The 2964-nt window shown below is 57.1% G+C and carries 4 protein-coding genes; 3 read left to right on the top strand and 1 reads right to left on the bottom strand.

The genetic code is table 11. The features are described 5' to 3' along the window. The 3 genes from PUT78_RS23230 to PUT78_RS23220 all read left to right on the top strand — a co-directional run. Positions 1-930 (top strand): tyrosine-type recombinase/integrase (locus tag PUT78_RS23230; RefSeq protein WP_476453974.1); only part of this gene is annotated, 930 nt, incomplete at its 5' end. 81 nt (positions 931-1011) lie between these two features. Then, on the top strand, positions 1012-1155 hold the full coding sequence (locus PUT78_RS23225) for a hypothetical protein (RefSeq protein ID WP_274354595.1): 144 nt from the start codon (positions 1012-1014) through the stop codon (positions 1153-1155). Further along, on the top strand, positions 1152-1592 hold the full coding sequence (locus PUT78_RS23220; protein WP_274354594.1) for a nucleotidyltransferase: 441 nt from the start codon (positions 1152-1154) through the stop codon (positions 1590-1592). The genes PUT78_RS23225 and PUT78_RS23220 overlap by 4 nt, the downstream gene beginning before the upstream one ends. Positions 1593-1664: 72 nt before the next feature. On the opposite strand, the gene PUT78_RS23215 is transcribed toward PUT78_RS23220, so the two are convergent. Continuing rightward, on the bottom strand, positions 1665-2267 hold the full coding sequence (locus tag PUT78_RS23215) for a hypothetical protein (protein ID WP_274354593.1): 603 nt from the start codon (positions 2265-2267) through the stop codon (positions 1665-1667). Positions 2268-2964 lie beyond the last annotated feature (697 nt).

Genomic DNA, 2964 nt, shown 5'->3' with positions numbered 1-2964 from the left:
CCTGTCCTGCCCGCGCTGCTGACCGCCGCCGATGACCGAGCCCGCATGCGCTACATCGAGTTTTTCGCGGCGACGCTCCGCAACCCCAACACCCGCCGCGCCTATATTCGCGCTACAGGCGACTTCTTCCGCTGGTGCGAGCTGCATGGCATCCCATCACTGACAGCGGTGCAGCCGGTGCATGTCGCCACCTATATCGAGCAAATGACCGCGACGCTTTCTACGCCGACTGTCAAGCAGCGCCTGGCTGCGATCCGCCACCTGTTCGACTGGTTGGTAACGGGGCAGATCGTGCCCGTCAATCCGGCGGCATCAGTACGCGGTCCGTCGCACAAGGTGCGCCGTGGCAGGACGCCCGTGCTGGAGCCTGCCGAGGCGCGCAAGCTGCTCGACGCTATCGACATCACCACCGTAGGAGGCTTGCGCGACCGTGCGCTGATCGGGCTGATGGTCTATTCCTTCGCCCGCATCGGTGCGGCGCTCAGCATGAAGGTCGAAGACATCTATACGCAGCAGCGCCGCCTCTGGGTGCGGCTGCATGAGAAGGGCGGCAAGCGGCATGAGATGCCCTGCCACCATAACCTGGAAAGCTACCTGCACGCCTACACTGAAATGGCAGGCATCGTCGACGACCCCAAGGGACCGCTGTTTCGCACCATCGGGCGCGGCACGCAGATGCTTACCCGCACACCGCTGCCCCAAGCAAATGCCTACCAGATGATCCGTCGTCGCGCAGCCGCCGCCGATATTTCCACCAAGGTCGGCAACCACACCTTCCGCGCCACCGGCATCACTGCCTATCTGAAGAACGGTGGGACACTGGAAAAGGCGGCACAGATGGCAAATCATGCCTCGACCAGGACGACGCAGCTCTATGACCGACGATCCGACGAGGTGACGCTGGATGAAGTAGAAAGGGTGCTGATCTAGCGCAGATCACCACTCCGGCAACGCTATAATTCCCAGCAATGCCTCTGACGCCTCCCCCAGCATTCATTTAGGAGATACTTTGTGCCTGTTCCGCTGACTGACAACGAGATAGAAGACGCTTTAAATCACATGGTGGAGAAGGGCTGTCTGAAGCCCAATCTGAGCCCTCACGGCACCATCACCGCCGTCGACCGTCGCGAGATGGAGGCCGATAGCAGCCGATGACGCTCATTCAACCGCATCAACTGCGATGGATCGAGAGAAATCTAATCGATCACGACATTCCGTTCGTCGTGATCGGCGGGGTTGCAGTGAAATTTTATCACCCAGCAAGAGACACGGGCGACGTTGACCTGTTCGTCGGTGCAGAACCCTCGACAATCTCCCGTCTGGTCGCGGCAATACCGAAGCTGTCGGCGGATCAAAATGCTAGGGCGCAGCTACTAGACCGGAGGGTGGCCCATTTCAAGGTTGAGGGGCTGTACAAGATCGACGTTCTGACCTTCGCTCCGGGTCTCGAAATCGAAGAAGCAGTCAGTACCGCGGAGATCTTTGAGGTAGATAGCGTGCCTATACCAATTGTCAGTCGTCGGCTCCTGATCGCACACAAGCTAGCAGTGAACGAGCCGAAGGATATGGAGGACGTCAAGCTGCTTCAGTAAGGAGTCACCAAGGCATCAAGCAGGCTAGCTATGTATAGTGCCGCTATACGCGGTTGAACGACGCGCCGCGATTCAGGCTACCCTCACCTGGCGCAAGTATGCTCTGTATCGGGCTTTCTGAGGCTGCCAGAATGATGGGCCGATGTTGCGGCTCGTGTCTGCACGTCGAAACGCGATGCGGCCCCCGTTTTCTGTCCTGATCCCCCAAAGGCGACCAAAGCGGAGATCGATCGTCTTCACCATGTATAGTTTCAAGCCTTCAGCGTTCTCAATGGTGGTGACGAATATCGCGCCATCGGGGAGGGCTGAAAGATTGAACGTCTTTCTTAGAACTTGCTCAAGACGAGCGGTAAAAAGCGCCACATTCTCGGGTTGGATATGCACCATCCAATGTGTGTGTGGCAGGTCGTGTGTCGCCTCATGGACATAGGCATAGGTCGGGACGCCATTGCGCGGTGTGGCGCTCTTGCGCGGTCGACAAGACGACCATCTCTGGAACCACGCCTCGCGTAGGTCTGCGAAATCCCTGAAGATCGTCTCCGCTGTGCTTCCAAGTTGCCAAAAATTGATGGTCACGAACGTATTTAACGGGCGTCCAAGCGCTTCAGCAGAGCGGACACTGTGCAGTATGCTCGATCCTGCCTTGCGTCCCATGTGGTACTCGTTAGCGATCATGTACGCGCCATAATTTGTGGGTGTCAGGGGCACATATACTAAAACGGGTGCCAGTGACTCAGGCGGGTAGTTTAGGAGCAAAAGAACAATATGGCAACACAGTGCCTGCCCTGTCTTAGTCGTGGCCTTGGCTACCGCCTCTGCTGCTTCGCATGCCGCTTTGTCTTCTGGAAGCTCTATCGTTAAATCAAGGGCCCCTATCCCGATGGCGTCACCAGCCCGTCATCGTGAGGCAGTCGGAAAAATCCAGCTTCCGATGGTCCAAACTTGGGGAGCGGGGCAGAAGCCGGAAAACTCTGCCTTCGGGCGGTCCAACGTTGGGGGTCAGATCACTCACTCTTTACATTATGCACTCTTTGTAAAGAGTTGGCGAACCTGTTACCGGCTTGCCGGACAGAAACCTGTCAGAATCCATCCTGTTTTGCCTTGGGGTTTTGTCACACCTATCTGCCTGAATTCACGTGGGGCAGTTCACGACAGCCAAACCGACCGTTTTAGTCCCACACATTATGACTAGGGGTTTTTGTCCGACAGTGGCCGTTCGTGACATTTGCGGCGAAGGTCGGGATCGAGCCCACTCTGCCAAATGCTGCAACGCCAACGGATGTCCGCTTACAAAGATCTAAGGATTGCCAATCACGGCCTCCAAATAAGCGTTCTGTGCGTGAAGTAGAAACGCTTTTGCAGGGGTCGCGAC

This window comes from Roseinatronobacter alkalisoli (genome assembly GCF_028745735.1).
Taxonomy (GTDB): Bacteria; Pseudomonadota; Alphaproteobacteria; order Rhodobacterales; family Rhodobacteraceae; genus Roseinatronobacter; species Roseinatronobacter alkalisoli.
The sequence above is the reverse complement of the archived record's forward strand: the minus strand, read 5'-3'. Positions and strand labels throughout refer to the sequence as shown.

What these genes read in the sequence shown, in the direction of transcription:
- PUT78_RS23220 (WP_274354594.1), top strand. Translation starts at nt 1,152, where the DNA reads ATGACGCTCATTCAACCGCATCAACTGCGATGGATCGAGAGAAATCTA.
- PUT78_RS23215 (WP_274354593.1), bottom strand. Translation starts at nt 2,267, where the DNA reads ATGATCGCTAACGAGTACCACATGGGACGCAAGGCAGGATCGAGCATA.